Origin of the sequence: Streptomyces sp. NPDC012835 (assembly GCF_042900885.1) — a bacterium.
GTDB lineage: Bacteria > Actinomycetota > Actinomycetes > Streptomycetales > Streptomycetaceae > Streptomyces.
The window spans coordinates 1,747,309-1,762,860 of the sequence record NZ_JBIBBW010000001.1 but is presented as its reverse complement, the minus strand read 5'-3'; the positions used below and the strand labels follow the sequence as shown (position 1 = coordinate 1,762,860).

The 15,552-nt window shown below is 71.3% G+C and carries 14 protein-coding genes; 9 read left to right on the top strand and 5 right to left on the bottom strand.

Features of this window, described 5'->3' with window-relative positions:
- Positions 1-173 precede the first annotated feature (173 nt).
- A complete protein-coding gene (gene nrdR / locus ACFY6S_RS07215) occupies positions 174-683 on the top strand; it encodes a transcriptional regulator NrdR (protein WP_388823756.1) in 510 nt (169 codons plus the stop codon).
- A gap of 151 nt (positions 684-834) precedes the next feature.
- The gene (locus ACFY6S_RS07210) at positions 835-3,714 is read left to right on the top strand and encodes a vitamin B12-dependent ribonucleotide reductase (RefSeq protein ID WP_388823754.1); all 2,880 of its coding nucleotides are present in this window, start codon (positions 835-837) and stop codon (positions 3,712-3,714) included.
- A gap of 228 nt (positions 3,715-3,942) precedes the next feature.
- Here the strand turns inward: ACFY6S_RS07210 and ACFY6S_RS07205 are convergent, their stop codons facing one another.
- The gene (locus ACFY6S_RS07205) at positions 3,943-4,461 is read right to left on the bottom strand and encodes a TerD family protein (RefSeq protein WP_388823752.1); all 519 of its coding nucleotides are present in this window, start codon (positions 4,459-4,461) and stop codon (positions 3,943-3,945) included.
- Positions 4,462-4,732: 271 nt separating this feature from the next.
- On the opposite strand from ACFY6S_RS07205, the gene ACFY6S_RS07200 reads away from it, so the two are divergent.
- The 5 genes from ACFY6S_RS07200 to ACFY6S_RS07180 all read left to right on the top strand — a co-directional run bounded on the left by ACFY6S_RS07200 (position 4,733) and on the right by ACFY6S_RS07180 (position 8,808).
- A complete protein-coding gene (locus ACFY6S_RS07200; protein ID WP_388823750.1) occupies positions 4,733-5,338 on the top strand; it encodes a YdbC family protein in 606 nt (201 codons plus the stop codon).
- 166 nt (positions 5,339-5,504) lie between these two features.
- Positions 5,505-6,164, top strand: coding sequence for a histidine phosphatase family protein (locus tag ACFY6S_RS07195; protein ID WP_388823748.1), 660 nt, complete (start codon positions 5,505-5,507; stop codon positions 6,162-6,164).
- A gap of 12 nt (positions 6,165-6,176) precedes the next feature.
- Positions 6,177-7,142: an ADP-ribosylglycohydrolase family protein gene (locus tag ACFY6S_RS07190; protein WP_388823746.1), complete on the top strand. Its 966-nt coding sequence runs from the start codon at positions 6,177-6,179 to the stop codon at positions 7,140-7,142.
- 168 nt (positions 7,143-7,310) lie between these two features.
- The gene (locus ACFY6S_RS07185) at positions 7,311-8,021 is read left to right on the top strand and encodes a ribonuclease HII (protein WP_388823744.1); all 711 of its coding nucleotides are present in this window, start codon (positions 7,311-7,313) and stop codon (positions 8,019-8,021) included.
- Positions 8,022-8,160: 139 nt separating this feature from the next.
- Positions 8,161-8,808, top strand: a complete 648-nt coding sequence (locus ACFY6S_RS07180) for a hypothetical protein (protein WP_388823742.1) — start codon at positions 8,161-8,163, stop codon at positions 8,806-8,808.
- A gap of 146 nt (positions 8,809-8,954) precedes the next feature.
- Here ACFY6S_RS07180 and ACFY6S_RS07175 read toward each other — a convergent pair whose 3' ends face one another.
- Positions 8,955-9,587, bottom strand: coding sequence for a hypothetical protein (locus ACFY6S_RS07175; RefSeq protein WP_388823740.1), 633 nt, complete (start codon positions 9,585-9,587; stop codon positions 8,955-8,957).
- A 216-nt stretch (positions 9,588-9,803) separates the two neighbouring features.
- Positions 9,804-11,975 (bottom strand): RecQ family ATP-dependent DNA helicase, encoded by a 2,172-nt coding sequence (locus ACFY6S_RS07170; RefSeq protein ID WP_388823738.1) that lies wholly within the window; start codon positions 11,973-11,975, stop codon positions 9,804-9,806.
- A gap of 110 nt (positions 11,976-12,085) precedes the next feature.
- Here ACFY6S_RS07170 and ACFY6S_RS07165 point away from each other — a divergent pair, with 110 nt between their 5' ends.
- Positions 12,086-13,402 carry a DUF4192 domain-containing protein gene (locus ACFY6S_RS07165; RefSeq protein ID WP_388823736.1) on the top strand — a complete coding sequence of 439 codons (1,317 nt, stop codon included), beginning with the start codon at positions 12,086-12,088 and terminating at the stop codon, positions 13,400-13,402.
- 198 nt (positions 13,403-13,600) lie between these two features.
- Here ACFY6S_RS07165 and ACFY6S_RS07160 read toward each other — a convergent pair whose 3' ends face one another.
- Together ACFY6S_RS07160 and ACFY6S_RS07155 are read right to left on the bottom strand one after the other, a co-directional pair.
- Entirely contained in the window at positions 13,601-13,960 is a 360-nt protein-coding gene (locus ACFY6S_RS07160) for a DoxX family protein (protein WP_388823734.1), read from the bottom strand.
- Between the two features lie 52 nt (positions 13,961-14,012).
- Positions 14,013-14,510: a cupin domain-containing protein gene (locus ACFY6S_RS07155; protein ID WP_388823732.1), complete on the bottom strand. Its 498-nt coding sequence runs from the start codon at positions 14,508-14,510 to the stop codon at positions 14,013-14,015.
- 80 nt (positions 14,511-14,590) lie between these two features.
- On the opposite strand from ACFY6S_RS07155, the gene ACFY6S_RS07150 reads away from it, so the two are divergent.
- A complete protein-coding gene (locus ACFY6S_RS07150; RefSeq protein ID WP_388823730.1) occupies positions 14,591-15,442 on the top strand; it encodes a LysR family transcriptional regulator in 852 nt (283 codons plus the stop codon).
- Positions 15,443-15,552 lie beyond the last annotated feature (110 nt).

Genomic DNA, 15,552 nt, shown 5'->3' with positions numbered 1-15,552 from the left:
AGGGTGCAATAAAACCCCAGATCTAGTGGTTGGATTGTCGGAGCCGCCCAGAAGTTGTGGTGCCCCCGTCCTGAGTCGGAGATGGCATCACCTATGCTGGGGGTCGCTTCGAGGGGCTCGTTCCGGGCCCTGACGGGGCTATTCAGTCGCGCTGTGAAGGAGGGTTGGTAGCCATGCACTGTCCCTTCTGCAGGCATCCCGACAGCCGGGTCGTCGACAGCCGCACCACCGACGACGGGACGTCCATCCGGCGCCGCCGCCAGTGCCCCGACTGCTCCCGTCGTTTCACGACGGTCGAGACCGCCTCACTCATGGTGATCAAGCGCAGCGGCGTGACCGAACCCTTCAGCCGGACCAAGGTCATCTCCGGTGTGCGCAAGGCGTGCCAGGGGCGGCCGGTCACCGAGGACGCCCTCGCCAAGCTCGGCCAGCGGGTCGAGGAAGCCGTACGCGCCACCGGGAGCGCCGAGCTGACCACCCACGACGTGGGACTGGCCATACTCGGCCCGCTGCAGGAACTCGACCTGGTCGCCTATCTGCGCTTCGCGTCCGTGTACCGGGCGTTCGACTCGCTCGAAGACTTCGAGGCCGCCATCGCGGAACTGCGCGAGCGGCCTCCCTCGGAGAAATGCGGCGTCGACGGGGCCGGCGTGGTCCCCGTGGCCGCCACCACAGCGGACTGATCGGCCGGCTCGATCCCGGCCGCTCCGCGGTGAGGAAGAAAAGACCTGCCCCGGGTGTGCTCCGCGCATTCCCCCGGCATTGAAACAACACCCCGTGCCACGGGAAGAACATGGCACTTCAGGGCGTTTTTGTACGTATATGGGAGGCGGCATGACAGAGACGGCGAGCGGCCCGGCGCGAGGCACCCGATCCAAGGGGGCCAAGGGCGGCAAGGGTCTGCGTATCGAGCGGATCCACACGACCCCCGGCGTGCATCCGTACGACGAGGTGGTCTGGGAACGCCGTGACGTCGTCATGACCAATTGGCGCGACGGCTCGGTCAATTTCGAGCAGCGTGGCGTCGAGTTCCCCGACTTCTGGTCGCTGAACGCGGTCAACATCGTCACCAGTAAGTATTTCCGCGGGGCCGTCGGCACTCCGCAGCGGGAGACCGGGCTCAAGCAGCTCATCGACCGGATCGTGAAGACGTACCGGAAGGCCGGCGAGGAGCACCAGTACTTCGCCTCGTCCGCCGACGCCGAGATCTTCGAGCACGAGCTGGCCCACGCCCTCCTGCACCAGGTCTTCAGCTTCAACTCGCCGGTCTGGTTCAACGTCGGCACGCCGCAGCCGCAGCAGGTGTCCGCCTGCTTCATCCTGTCGGTCGACGACTCCATGGACTCGATCCTCGACTGGTACAAGGAAGAGGGGATGATCTTCAAGGGAGGCTCGGGCGCCGGTCTGAACCTCTCCCGGATCCGTTCCTCCAAGGAACTGCTCTCCTCCGGAGGCAACGCCTCGGGCCCCGTCTCCTTCATGCGCGGCGCCGACGCCTCCGCCGGAACCATCAAGTCCGGCGGCGCCACGCGCCGCGCGGCCAAGATGGTCATCCTCGACGTCGACCACCCCGACATCGAGGACTTCATCGAGACCAAGGTGAAGGAGGAGGAGAAGATCCGCGCCCTGCGCGACGCGGGCTTCGACATGGACCTGGGCGGCGACGACATCACGTCCGTCCAGTACCAGAACGCCAACAACTCGGTCCGTGTCAACGACGAGTTCATGAAGGCCGTCGAGGCCGGCTCCAAGTTCGGGCTGCGCGCCCGGATGACCGGGGACGTCATCGAAGAGGTCGAGGCCAAGTCCCTCTTCCGCAAGATGGCCGAGGCCGCGTGGGCCTGCGCCGACCCGGGTATCCAGTACGACGACACGATCAACCGCTGGCACACCTGCCCGGAGTCCGGCCGGATCAACGGCTCGAACCCGTGCAGCGAGTACATGCACCTGGACAACACCTCGTGCAACCTCGCCTCGCTGAACCTGATGAAGTTCCTCAAGGACGACGGCAAGGGCAACCAGTCCTTCGAGTCCGAGCGCTTCGCCAAGGTCGTCGAGCTGGTCATCACCGCGATGGACATCTCCATCTGCTTCGCCGACTTCCCGACCCGGAAGATCGGCGAGAACACCCGCGCCTTCCGCCAGCTCGGCATCGGCTACGCCAACCTCGGCGCCCTGCTGATGGCGACCGGCCACGCGTACGACTCCGACGGCGGCCGCGGCCTGGCCGGCGCCATCACCTCCCTGATGACGGGCACCTCCTACCGCCGCTCCGCCGAGTTGGCCGCGGTCGTCGGCCCGTACGACGGCTACGCCCGCAACGCCGAGCCGCACAAGCGCGTCATGAAGCAGCACTCCGACGCCAACGCCACCGCGGTCCGCGTCGACGACCTCGACAGCCCCGTCTGGGCCGCGGCCACCGAGGCATGGCAGGACGTGCTGCGCCTCGGTGAGAAGAACGGCTTCCGCAACGCCCAGGCGTCGGTGATCGCGCCCACCGGCACCATCGGTCTCGCGATGTCCTGCGACACCACCGGCCTGGAGCCCGACCTCGCCCTGGTCAAGTTCAAGAAGCTGGTCGGCGGCGGCTCGATGCAGATCGTCAACGGCACCGTGCCGCAGGCACTGCGCCGCCTCGGATACCAGCAGGAGCAGATCGAGGCGATCGTCGCGCACATCGCCGAGAACGGCGTGGTGGTCGACGCGCCCGGCCTGAAGACCGAGCACTACGAGGTCTTCGACTGCGCGATGGGTGAGCGCTCCATCTCCGCCATGGGCCATGTCCGCATGATGGCGGCCATCCAGCCGTGGATCAGCGGCGCGCTGTCCAAGACGGTCAACCTCCCGGAGACCGCCACCGTCGAGGACGTCGAAGAGGTCTACTTCGAGGCGTGGAAGATGGGCGTCAAGGCGCTCGCGATCTACCGCGACAACTGCAAGGTCGGCCAGCCCCTCTCCGCGAAGAAGAAGGAGGAGGAGAAGGTCACCGAGAAGGCCGAGGAGACCCTCCGCCAGGCGGTGGAGAAGGTCATCGAGTACCGCCCGGTCCGCAAGCGCCTGCCCAAGGGCCGCCCCGGTCTCACCACCTCCTTCACGGTGGGCGGCGCCGAGGGGTACATGACCGCCAACTCCTACCCCGACGACGGTCTCGGCGAGGTCTTCCTCAAGATGTCCAAGCAGGGTTCGACCCTCGCCGGGATGATGGACGCCTTCTCGATCGCCGTGTCGGTCGGCCTCCAGTACGGCGTTCCGCTGGAGACCTACGTCTCGAAGTTCACCAACATGCGCTTCGAGCCGGCCGGGATGACGGACGACCCGGACGTACGGATGGCGCAGTCGATCGTCGACTACATCTTCCGCCGTCTCGCGCTGGACTTCCTGCCCTTCGAGACCCGCTCGGCCCTCGGTATCCACTCCGCCGAGGAACGCCAGCGCCACCTGGACACCGGTTCGTACGAGCCGTCCCTGGACGACGCGGCGCTCGACGCGGAGAGCCTGCCGCGGCCGGCCGCGCAGGCCGCCCCGCAGCCGACGGCGCCCAAGCCCGCCGTCGTCCCGGCGCCCAAGGAGGCGCACACCTCGGCCGAGCTGGTCGAGATGCAGCTGGGCATCAGCGCCGACGCGCCGCTCTGCTTCTCCTGCGGTACGAAGATGCAGCGGGCGGGCTCCTGCTACATCTGCGAGGGCTGCGGCTCCACCAGCGGCTGCAGCTGATGGCGCCGCCGCGACCGGTGGTCGCGGCGGACGGCAGAACCGAGGGGCGGTGGGCCGAATGCGGCCGGCCGCCCCTCGGGGCGTACTGAGAGCCGGGCTCTTTCGTCAGGGTCGGGCCCCGGGAGCCCGGCCGCACGCAAGCGAGTGGCCCGGGCCGTCACCCGCGCGGCGGCCCGGTGCGGGCCGGGCGCACGTGGGGCTCGGGCACGCGCACAGCGCGGATCGGAGTCAGGCGCCCATCAGGGCGCCGAACGACTGCGGATCGGTGTCGAACCCACGGACGGATGTGCGGAACTCCCACGAGCCCGAGTCGGCACGGGCGAACTCGGCGACGGTGGCCGCGGTGGCCCCGTCGAGACCGGTGAAGTCGTGCCGCGCCAGCTCCGTGTAGCCCTCCATGACGCGGAGCTCCGGGTTGGCCACGTCGCCGAACGTCCGCCGCCCGTCGCGCTGCTGGATCGCCACCCCCACCACCACACGGACGTATTCCGTGGCCAGCCGGTCCAGCTCCAGCGTCATCTCCTCGTCGTCACCGAAGCCCTGGCCGTTGCGGCTCTCCCGGTCCAGGGTGATCGTGCCGTCCGGCGAGCGGCTCCCGAAGTGCACCAGATAGGCGGGCTCGCTCGGGGCGTCGGACGTGAAGGTGGCCGCGACGATGTCCAGATCGTGCGGTGGCTCGCCCCGCGCGCTCGGATCCCACTTGAGGGCGACCTCGACCTTGGAGACTCCTCTGTTGAGACTGCTCACCCATTCCCCCTCTGTCCTGACCGGGTGGTCTCGCCCGGCAGCGGTCCGGCCGAGGGAATCCCGGCCGTGATATGAACCGTGTACTCCAGGCTAGACCGTGGCACCGACAACGCGCCGTGGGATGTGGCGGGTTGACGTCAGCATGGCCAATACTCGCCGACGATCGCCGAGCCGGTGTGGGCAGACCGCCCGCCGGGCACAGCCGTACCGGAGGGGCATCGCCCGTTCCGCGGCGTGACGGGCGCCACCTTCCGCGCCGTACGATGGCGCCGTGCTGGTCAAGTGGACTCGCTGCACCGTGATCGACCGTCGAGGCTTCGAACGCGGACAGCGGAAATGGGCGGGGTTGCTCGGTGAGCCGGGTTTCCGGGGACAGAGCGGGGGATGGAGCCGGGCGCGGCCGGGCGTGGTCCATGTGTTCGCTTTCTGGGAGAGCCGCGCGTTCTACGACTCCTTCATGGCGCGCTCGCACGACCGGCTGGCCGCCGCCCAGTCCGGAACGTTCAGGGAGACGCAGGTCAAACTCTTCGACCACCGCTTCGACGTGAAGACCGGCTTCGAACCGAGGTTCACCGACGCGGACGTGGTCCGTGTCGCGCACTGCAAGGTGCACGAGGACCGGGTGGAGCATTTCGCCCTGATGCAGGAGAAGGTCTGGAACCCCGCGATGGCCGGGTCGCCCGGAATGGTGCGCGGACTGTTCGGGGAGGCACCCGGACACGAGTTCATCGTGCTCTCGATGTGGCAGTCCGCCGCCGAGCACGGAAAGTACCGGATCGAACGGGTCGAGCGGCTCACCCTGCGCGCGCAGACCGCCTCCGACGTGGCGGCGCTGGCGGGCGACATCATCGACCTCGAGGCGTCCTGGACGGTGTGACCGGCCGCCTGGCCGCCACCGAGGGGCGGGGGGACATCGAGGACAGAGCCCCAGGGCTCTCCCGGCAAGCTGTGCCCCACGCCGGACAACCGCCCCACCGGGGGCCCACGCCGGACACCGCCCCACCGGGGGCGGACATCGCCGGTCGCGGCACTAGGGTCGGGGCATGGCAAGACCGCGACGCATCGTCCTCGTACGGCACGGCGAGTCCCAGGGGAACGCGGACGACACGGTGTACGAACGTGAGCCCGACCATGCCCTGGGACTCACCGCCGCCGGCCGCGTCCAGGCCGAGGAGACCGGCGCGCGGCTGCGCGAGACGTTCGGCGACGAACGGGTGAGCGTCTTCGTCTCCCCGTACCGCAGGACCCATGAGACCTTCCAGGCGCTCGCCCTCGATCCGGGACTGGTGCGTATAAGAGAGGAACCCCGCTTGCGGGAGCAGGACTGGGGGAACTGGCAGGACCGCGAGGACGTGCGCCTCCAGAAGGCGTACCGGGACGCCTACGGTCATTTCTTCTACCGCTTCGCGCAGGGCGAGTCCGGCGCCGACGTCTACGACCGGGTCAGCGCCTTCCTGGAATCCCTCCACCGCAGCTTCGACGCGCCGGACGCCCCGCCGAACGTGCTGCTGGTGACCCACGGGCTGACCATGCGCCTCTTCTGTATGCGATGGTTCCACTGGTCGGTGGCCGAATTCGAGTCGCTGACCAACCCCGGCAACGCGGAGACCAGGACCCTGCTGCTGGGCCCGGACGGCACCTACACCCTGGACAGGCCCTTCGAACGCTGGCGCGTCCCCCAGCCGTACGGCCGTACCAGATAGAATGACAGTGCGATGAACGCTGATTCCACCCACGCCTGGACCTCCGGCCGACGCGTCGACCGCGCCCTCGCCAGCCTGCGGGGTCTGGCCGTGGGAGACGCCCTGGGCTCCCAGTTCTTCGTGCCCCGGAACCATCCGCTGCTGAAACGCCGCGAGCTGCCTCCCGGCACCTGGCAGTGGACCGACGACACGGAGATGGGCGCCTCCGTGCTGGCGGTGCTCGCCGGGCACGGCCGTATCGACCAGGACGCGCTCGCCCACTCCTTCGCACTCCACCACGACTTCGACCGCGGATACGGTCCAGCGGTCAATCGCATGCTGCGCCTCGTCCGCGAAGGCGGCGACTGGCGCCAACTCGCCGCCGGCCTCTTCAACGGCCAGGGCTCCTGGGGCAACGGGGCCGCGATGCGGATCGCTCCGCTCGGCGCCTGGTACGCGGACGATCCCGAGCAGGCCACGCACCAGGCAGAGGTCTCCGCCTACACCACGCATCAGCACCGCGAGGCCGTGGCCGGCGCGATGGCGGTGGCCGCCGCCGCCTCGCTCGCGGCGCACCCGGCCGGACCGCCCTCGCCGGAGGCGCTGCTCGACTCCGTGGTGGCCCTGGTGCCGCGCAGCGCCGTCGCGGCGGGGTTGCGCCGCGCCCGCGACATGCTGGACTACGGGGACGCGAGCACCGTGGCCGCGGTCCTCGGCTGCGGTCGCCGCACCACCGCGCACGACACCGTGCCCTTCGCCCTGTGGTCGGCGGCGCGGGCACTCGGCGACTACGAGCGCGGCTTCTGGACCACGGCCCAGGTGGGCGGCGACATCGACACGACCTGTGCCATCGCCGGGGGCGTGATCGCCTCGGCCCGGTCGGGCGCGCCACCGGCGCACTGGCTGTCACGGACCGAGCCGCTGCCGCACTGGCTGCCGCTCGACTCCGCGGCCGCGGTCGACTCCGCGGACACGGCGCCGGGTGACGCTCGCGGGTGACGGGTGACAGCCCCTGCGGCGTGGCCAGTTGGGCCGGGAAAGAGGTCCGCGGGCGGGCGCGACCGAGGTCCGCCGGGCGCCTTCGCGCCCCGTGCGTCCGCCTTCGCGTGAACCGGTCGGTACCCGGTCTGTCGCGCCGCCGTGCGGCGGCGTAGGCTGGCTAATGCCATGCCGTACGAACCACCCACGCACACCGTTGAGCGCTCGCTGCGCGCCACCACCGATGCCAGAATCATCGCGGGCGTCGACGAGGTCGGACGCGGCGCGTGGGCCGGGCCGGTCACCGTGTGCGCGGCTGTCACCGGACTGCGCAGGCCCCCGGCCGGTCTCACCGACTCCAAGCTGATCAGCCCCAAACGCCGTACGGAGCTGGCCGGTGAACTGGAGTCGTGGGTCACCTCGTACGCCCTCGGGCACTCCTCTCCGGAGGAGATCGACGCCCTCGGGATGACCGCCGCGCTCAGGCTCGCCGCCGTACGCGCCCTGGAGGCGCTGCCGGTACGGCCCGACGCGGTGATCCTCGACGGCAAGCACGACTATCTCGGAGGACCCTGGAAGGTGCGTACGGTCATCAAGGGCGACCAGTCCTGCATCTCGGTGGCGGCGGCATCGGTGCTCGCCAAGGTGCGCAGGGACGCCATGATGGCCGAACTCGGCGCCGGGTCCGAGGAGTACGCGCGCTTCGCCTTCGACGCCAACGCCGGATACCCCTCGCCGGTGCACAAGGCGGCGCTGGCGCAGTGGGGTCCGACCGCGCACCACCGGCTCTCCTGGTCCTATCTCGACGCGCTGCCGGAATGGCGGCATCTCAAGAAGGTCCGGGTCTCCGTGGAGGCCGCCGCCATCGAAAGCGGGGGCCAACTCGGCTTCGATTTCTGAACGTCCGGACGCGCTGGGACATCCCCGTCCCGGCACATCCGGGGTGCCCCCGCCCGTACGCCTTTCCGGCAGCGGGTACGGGCACGAATGTGCCCACCCGCCGATGCTCCTCGCACCGGCGTTTGATAGACATCCAGCCATGCCTCTCACCCCTCAGGAGCCTCAGATTCACGAGAGAGCCCAGGGTCCCAGCGCCACGCCGCCCGCCGGCCGTACCGCGCCGACCCCTCGTCCCGTACCCGGTCCGCGTCCCGTCCCCGGGCCGCGCTCCGCTACGACACCGCGTCCCGGACGTCCGGGTCCCGGTCCCGCGAGGCCCGCGCCGCCGGCGCAGCGCTCGCACAACCCCGCCGGCCAGCCCGAGGCGCCCGGCACCGCCGCTCCCACCGCTTCTGCCGTACCGCGGCTCCAGCTCGTCCCCGCCTCGGCCGACGGCGCGCTCGACGCCGCCGAGGAGGCGGTCGACCTGCTGCTCGACTCCGGCCGGGCACCGGGCGACATCCTGGTCCTCACCACCGGCGAACAGCACCCGTGGGCGGTCCACGAGCTGTCGTTCGGTGAAGCCGCGTACTGGGCGCAGCACGACGCGGGGGAAGACGTGTTCTTCGCCGGCGCCGCCGCTGCCGGCCGGGTAGGGCCCCGCCCCGTCGTGGTCGTCGCGGTCAACGGCGGCGGCGAAGAAACCCTCGTACGGCTGCTTCCGCTGGCCCGCGAGCGGGCCACCGAGCTGCTCGTCGTGTGCGGTGACCCGGATCGGACCAAGACCGTGCTCGGCGCGGGCGTCTGAGCCGGACGGCATCCCGCGTGCCCCCGGTGGGGGCACGCACGCGCCGTACGGTCCGGGCGTGACCCGGCTGCCCGTTCAGGGGGCGGCCGGGCCGCCGGGCCGGCCGCCGGTGCGCGGCCGCGCCGCTCGGGCCTCCGCGGTCCGCGTCAGCGGGCGGCTGTGCGGCGCAGTGCTTCCGCGGCCCCGCCGCCCCCGCCGAGCGGTGACGGCCGGCCGGGGTCCGCGGCCGCTTCGGAGAGAGCGGCGGGCGGGGAGAGCGAGTTCGGCCGCCGGCCGCCACGGCCCTCTCCCAGCACCTGCCAGCCACCGTGCGTCAGTGTGATGTACGCGCCGCACCGCAGGCCGTGCAGGGTGCAGGCGTCGCGCAGCCCCCACATCCAGGCACCGTCCTCCTGAGTCCAGCGCTCGTCGCCCTCCCGGCAGTTGAGCAGCACCGCGGTACGCACGGGGGTGCGCCGGCGCAGATCGTGCGGGAGGACCCGCCGCAGGTGGGCCAGGAGCGCGTTACGGAACTCCCAGCCGTCCACCGGCGTGGGACGCGGTGCGAGGGACGCGCTGGCCACGAGTCGTTCCTCGTGGTCGAGCACGGCCACGACGGCCGTGCCCGGGGCGGGCCGGTGCCGGCTGTGCAGTCCGCTCACCACCTCACGCGGATCCCGCAACAGGGGGATTCCCGCCGCCGCCCACTCGGCGGGTTCGAGCATCCTGGCGAGGCGGCTGTCGGAGGCGGCCGGTGCGTTCGTCGAACCGGCCGCGGACGAGGCGAATCCGAAGGTCACGTTTCTCCCTTCGCATACGCGCCCACACTGCGGGCAAGGTCGAGCGGGATCGCGCCGCGGCACAGCCCTGGTGGACAGCGAGCGGGCCGTGCGGGGGCAGTTCCAATTCTCACCGGCGCAGGGGCGCGCGGCAACGAGCAATTGGCGCCGTGGACCGGAATGCGTGGTTATGGTGCTGATATCCCCTGCCCGATCCTCCGAGGCCGAAGCCTCGCCTCAGCTCTGAACGGCGAGGACCAGCGGGAACACCCCTTCCGCTCCGGCCCGACGCAGCAACCGGGCGGCCACCGCGAGGGTCCAGCCGGTGTCCGAGAGGTCGTCCACCAGCAGGACCGGGCCACCGGCCGACGCGAGGGCGGCCGCCAGCTCGGGGGAGACGGTCAGCGTCTCGTGCAGCACCCGCACCCGCTGGGCGCTGTTGGTCCGGGACGCCCGTGTCTCCTCCGCTCCCGGCGCGTACTCCACAGTGCCGAGCAGGGGCATCCGTCCCGCCTGCGCGATACGGCTGCCCAGCGAGCCGACGAGCCGGGGCCTGGCGCGCGACGCCACGGTCACCACGCCGACCGGCCGGGGCGGCGCGTCCTGCGCGCCGGAGGCCCAACCACCCGGCCCTCTGGCCCAGTCGGCGAGCACACTCACCACCGCGCCCGCCACCTCGTCGGACACCGGGCCGTCCTGGGCCTGCGTCGCGAGCATCGGGCGGAGCCGGTTGCCCCAGCCGATGTCGGAGAGCCGCCCCAGCGCGCGGCCCGAGAAGGACTGTTCGCCCGCGGGGATACGGCCCTTGAGGTCGACACCGACCGCGGCGAGGCCGGTCGGCCACATCTTGCGGGGCTCCACTTCCACACCCGGCCTGCCCAGCTCCCCGCGCGCGGCGTCCAGGGCGGCGCCGGTCACCTTGTCCTCGAACCGTGCCCCCGCGCAGTTGTCGCACCGCCCGCAGGCCACGGCCTCCTCGTCGTCCAACTGCCGGCGCAGGAACTCCATCCGGCAGCCGGTGGTGGACGCGTAGTCCCGCATCGCCTGCTGCTCGCTCTGCCGCTGCCGCGAAACCCAGGCGTACCGCTCGGTGTCGTACACCCACGGCCGCCCCGTGGCGGTCCAGCCGCCCTTCACCCGGTGCACCGCCCCGTCCACGTCGAGGACCTTGAGCATCGTCTCCAGACGCGTGCGCCGCAGCTCCACCAGCGGTTCGAGCGCGGGCAGCGACAGCGGCCGGTCGGCCCGCCCCAGGACATCGAGGGTGCGGCGGACCAGCTCCTCCGGCGGGAAGGCGACCGAGACGAAGTACTGCCAGATCGCCTCGTCCTCCTTGCCGGGCAGCAGCAGCACCTCGGCGTGCTCCACCCCTCGGCCCGCACGGCCCACCTGCTGGTAGTACGCGATCGGCGAGGAAGGCGAGCCGAGATGCACCACGAAACCCAGATCGGGCTTGTCGAACCCCATGCCCAGGGCGGAGGTGGCGACCAGGGCCTTGACCCGGTTGCCCAGCAGGTCGTCCTCCGCCTGCTGGCGATCCGCGTTCTCCGTACGTCCCGTGTACGAGGCGACGGTGTGACCGCACTGGCGGAGATAGGCGGTGACCTCTTCGGCCGCCGCGACCGTGAGGGTGTAGATGATCCCCGACCCCGGCAACTCGCCCAGATGGTCGGCCAGCCACGCGAGTCGGTGGGCCGCGTCCGGCAGCCGCAACACATGCAGGCTGAGACTCTCCCGGTCCAGCGGCCCGCGCAGCACGAGCGCGTCCGTCCCCGCGCCCGTGCCCAGCTGTTCCGCGACGTCGGCCGTGACCCGGGAATTGGCCGTGGCCGTGGTGGCGAGGACCGGAACACCGGCGGGCAGCTCCGCCAGCATGGTGCGCAGCCGCCGGTAGTCGGGCCGGAAGTCATGACCCCAGTCGGAGATGCAGTGCGCCTCGTCCACCACCAGCAGACCGGTGGCCGCGGCGAGACGGGGCAGCACCTGATCGCGGAAATCCGGATTGTTCAACCGCTCCGGACTGACCAGCAGAACATCGACCTCACCGTCGGCCACCTCCGCCTGGATCGTGTCCCACTCCTCCGCGTTGGACGAGTTGATCGTCCGCGCCCGGATCCCGGCCCTCGCGGCGGCCTCCACCTGATTGCGCATCAAGGCGAGCAGCGGGGAGACGATCACGGTCGGCCCGGCGCCCGCCGCCCGCAACAGCGAGGTCGCCACGAAATACACCGCCGACTTCCCCCACCCCGTGCGCTGGACGACCAGCGCCCTGCGCCGGTCGGCCACGAGCGCCTCGATGGCCCGCCACTGGTCCTCACGCAGCTTGGCCGTACCGGTGGCGTCACCCACGAGGCGGGCGAGTACGGAGTCGGCCGAGGCACGGAGAGCTGCGCGGTCTGCGTTGGTCATGCGCCCATGCAACCCGATGGGTCGGACAAACCGCGAATGGAGCCGCCGGCCTGTGGATAAAGTTATCCACAGGGGTCGCGGAATTCGGCCCGGCACGGGACGGTCGAGCCATGAACACGCACAAGCACCACGAATCGACCGGATCCGCCGACGAACAGCAGATCACCCTGCGCAGCCCCGGCGAACTCGCCGACGCGCTTCCCTACTTGCTCGGCTTCCATCCGAGCGACTCCGTCGTCATGGTGGCGCTCCACGGCGACCGGGGACGCTTCGGCGGGCGGCTCAGGCTCGGCATTCCGCGTGCGCCGCGGGAGTGGCCGCCGGTGGCCGAGCAACTCGCCGAATGCCTGATCGAGGGCAGCGAACGGCGCGGTTCCCGGCCCGATGGTGTTGTCGCCTTCCTCTGCCAGGATCCGGCTCCCGGAGAGACCGGCCGGCAGGTGATGGAGCGGCTGCGCCCCCTCGCGCAACGGCTGCGCACCGCCTGCGGAGGGCTCGACGTACCCGTGCACGAGGTGCTCTGCATCTCGGACGGACGGTTCTGGTCCTACTGCTGTCCCGATACGCGCTGCTGCCCGACGGAGGGCACAGGGCTGGCCCTGCCCGGTACGTCGGTGATGGCGGCGGCAGCCGCCTACGCCGGGGTTCGGGTGCGGGGGTCCCTGCGGGACATGGAGGCCCGTCTGGAGCCCTGGAGCACCCCGGCCGCCGGTGAACAGGAGCGCGCGCTGGACGACGCGGCCGCGGCCCTCGTTCCCAGGATCCTGTCCGGGGGAAACCGGGAGCAGGTCGGCGAGGAGACGCTGGAACTGGCCCGGAGGCTCACGGCGCGGCTGGAGGCTGCGCCCGGCGGTGGCACCGTCGCACAGGACGCCGAGGACGACGGGCTGATCACCCACGACGAGGCGGCGGCCGTCATTCTCGGCCTCCAGGACCGCGAGACCCGGGACCGGGCGGCCGAGTGGATGGAAGGAGCCGAGGCGGCGCCCGCTCTCCGGCTCTGGCGCGCCCTGTCCCGGCGCTGCGTCGGCCCATACGCGGAGCACGCCACGGCGCCCTTGACGCTGGCCGGATGGGTCGCCTGGTCGACCGGTGACGAGCCCAGTGCCCGGGTGGCTCTCGGGCTGGCCCTGCGAATCGACCCGAAGTACGTCTTCGCCCAGCTGCTGCACCAGGCGTGCAACGAGGGGCTGGACCCGGAGACGCTGCGCCGCTGTCTGCGGGCGGAGCGCGACGCACGCGCCGTTCCGGGCCCGTGCCGGCCCGGCGGGTCTTCCGGGCGGCCCGGCGCCCGGCCGCGCGCGGGGTCGCGGCGGCCGAAGGCGCCGAGGGTCCAGCCGCGTACGGGGCCACGCTCCGGTGTGCGGATCGCGCGCGACCGGGTGGTGCGGCGCGGCGGGGAGCGCGGCAGCAGGAGCGGCCGATGACGGGGCTCGACAGGGTGCGCGGGTGACCGGGGAGGGGGAGGGGGGAGGGCCGATGATCCCCGGGTGATGCCCTCGACGCTCCGCCTCCCCCTCCCAGTCGGAGCGCCAATGGGCGCGACGCTGGTTCATCGATCCCACGATTCCCGAACACCGCGAAACGCACCGCCACTGGCCCGAGCGTGGGCTCCTGGTTCGAACTCACAGCCAGACGGTCGCGAGCCAGACGGTCACGGCCGCGACGGCGATCGCCGCGACGTTCATGCCGTACTGCCGGTCGGTGTTCAAGTGGACCGTGATCGCGCCGATCTGCAGGAGCACCAGCCCGACGGCCGCGGCCAGGGCCAGCACGGGCGCGATGCCGGTCAGCGGCGGGAGGATCAGCCCCAGCGCTCCCAGCACCTCGACCGCGCCGATGCCCCTGACGCCCGCCATCGGCATGCGGTCCACCCAGGCCATCATCGGCCGCAGCTGCTCGCGGGTCCGGTAGAGCTTGATCGCGCCCGCGTAGAGGTAGAAGAGGGCGAGCAGGCCCGCGACGATCCAGTATGCAATGGTCATGATTCCTACGGTTGTTCAGCGGAAGTGGGGGCAGCCGTGCGGTTCTCCGGCCTCAGTGGAATTCGGTGGCGGGCTCGGTGGCGTAGCGGCCCATCGTCCGGATGTGGGCCTGCGGGGTCATCTCCTGACCGCCGGCGATCATGTCCCGCAGGTCGCGGAAGTACTGGACGTACGGGTCGGGTGTGAAGGTGCTGAGCATGACCGCCTGCTGGTCGGTGGGGTTGGCGAAGGTGTGTGGGGCTCCGGGCGGGACCATCACCAGCGTGCCCGCGGACGCGTCGTAGGTGTCGTTCCCCACGGTGAACCGCACTGTGCCGGAGATGATGTAGAAGCCCTCGTCGTGCTGTGCGTGGCGGTGCTGCGGAGGCCCGGGGGTGTGCGGGGCCAGGACGGACTCGGCCATGCCCAGACGGTGCCCGGTATTGCTGCCGTCCTCCAGGATGCGCATCCTGGAGGAGCCCAGGGCGATCACCTCGCCCTGGCCGGGGCCGACCACCGATACGGCGGGGTCGGGAGATGTCGTGTCACTGGTCATGTGTTCCTCAGCCATGCCTCGATTCCAGCGCGGAGGTGCAACGGCTGTCCAAGTCCGATCCCGCAGCGCCGATACCGAACGGGTATCTTTGCTGTATGGAGCTGCGCACGCTGAGCTATTTCGTGGCCGTCGCGGAAGAGCTGCACTTCGGCCGGGCCGCCGTGCGGCTGCACATGACCCAGCCGCCCCTCAGCCGGGCGATCAAGCGACTCGAGTCCGATTTCGGCGCCGTCCTGCTGCACCGCTCTGCCCTCGGTGTCACGCTCACCCCCGCGGGATCGGCTTTGCTGGAGGAGGCGCGGGCGCTGCTGGAGCAGGCCGACCGGCTGCGTGTACGGGTGGCCGTCGCCGCCGGAGCGGCGACTCTCACCGTCGGGGTCCTGGGTGACAGCACCGACCCGGGTGCCACCCGGCTCGCGGCCGACTTCCGGCGGCGGCATCCGAACGTCGAAGTCCGCATCCGGGAGACCGACCTGACCGACCCCACCTGCGGTCTGCACGCTGGACTGGTTGATGTGGCCCTGACCCGAGGGCCGTTCGACCCAACCGGCCTGATAGCCCGTGAACTGCGCGCCGACCCGGTCGGCGCGGTGCTGCGCGCCGACGACCCGCTGGCCGACCGGGACCGGCTGAAGCTGGCGGACCTCGCCGACCGGCGCTGGTTCCGGTTCCCGGCCGGCACCGATCCGCTGTGGCAGTCCTACTGGCACGGCGGCGAGCCTCGGGAGGGCCCGGTGGTGCGGGCCGTGCAGGAGTGCCTGCAGGCCGTGTTGTGGAACAGCACGGTCGGGATGACCCCGCTCGGGCACGAGCACAGCCCGCAGTTGGCCGTGGTCCCGCTGGAGGACATGGCACCCAGCAGGGTCGTGGCGGTGTGGAACGAGGGCGACACCAACCCGCTGATCCGCTCGTTCGTACAGATCGCGGCAGGCGCCTACCGCGGCTGACCGCCGACTTCACCGACCGCCGACTTCCGAGCAGCGCCCCGGAAGGCCGTCCCGAAAGGCGGTATCGGACAGCGAGAACCCGGCGGCGTCCTTCAGGATGCGGTTGCGAG

Bases quoted from the DNA above. Each gene is read 5' to 3' on its own strand.
- ACFY6S_RS07155 (WP_388823732.1), bottom strand. From the start codon at position 14,510: ATGGCTGAGGAACACATGACCAGTGACACGACATCTCCCGACCCCGCC.
- ACFY6S_RS07190 (WP_388823746.1), top strand. From the start codon at position 6,177: ATGAACGCTGATTCCACCCACGCCTGGACCTCCGGCCGACGCGTCGAC.
- ACFY6S_RS07165 (WP_388823736.1), top strand. From the start codon at position 12,086: ATGAACACGCACAAGCACCACGAATCGACCGGATCCGCCGACGAACAG.
- ACFY6S_RS07170 (WP_388823738.1), bottom strand. From the start codon at position 11,975: ATGACCAACGCAGACCGCGCAGCTCTCCGTGCCTCGGCCGACTCCGTA.
- nrdR (WP_388823756.1), top strand. From the start codon at position 174: ATGCACTGTCCCTTCTGCAGGCATCCCGACAGCCGGGTCGTCGACAGC.
- ACFY6S_RS07210 (WP_388823754.1), top strand. From the start codon at position 835: ATGACAGAGACGGCGAGCGGCCCGGCGCGAGGCACCCGATCCAAGGGG.
- ACFY6S_RS07160 (WP_388823734.1), bottom strand. From the start codon at position 13,960: ATGACCATTGCATACTGGATCGTCGCGGGCCTGCTCGCCCTCTTCTAC.
- ACFY6S_RS07150 (WP_388823730.1), top strand. From the start codon at position 14,591: ATGGAGCTGCGCACGCTGAGCTATTTCGTGGCCGTCGCGGAAGAGCTG.
- ACFY6S_RS07185 (WP_388823744.1), top strand. From the start codon at position 7,311: ATGCCGTACGAACCACCCACGCACACCGTTGAGCGCTCGCTGCGCGCC.
- ACFY6S_RS07180 (WP_388823742.1), top strand. From the start codon at position 8,161: ATGCCTCTCACCCCTCAGGAGCCTCAGATTCACGAGAGAGCCCAGGGT.
- ACFY6S_RS07195 (WP_388823748.1), top strand. From the start codon at position 5,505: ATGGCAAGACCGCGACGCATCGTCCTCGTACGGCACGGCGAGTCCCAG.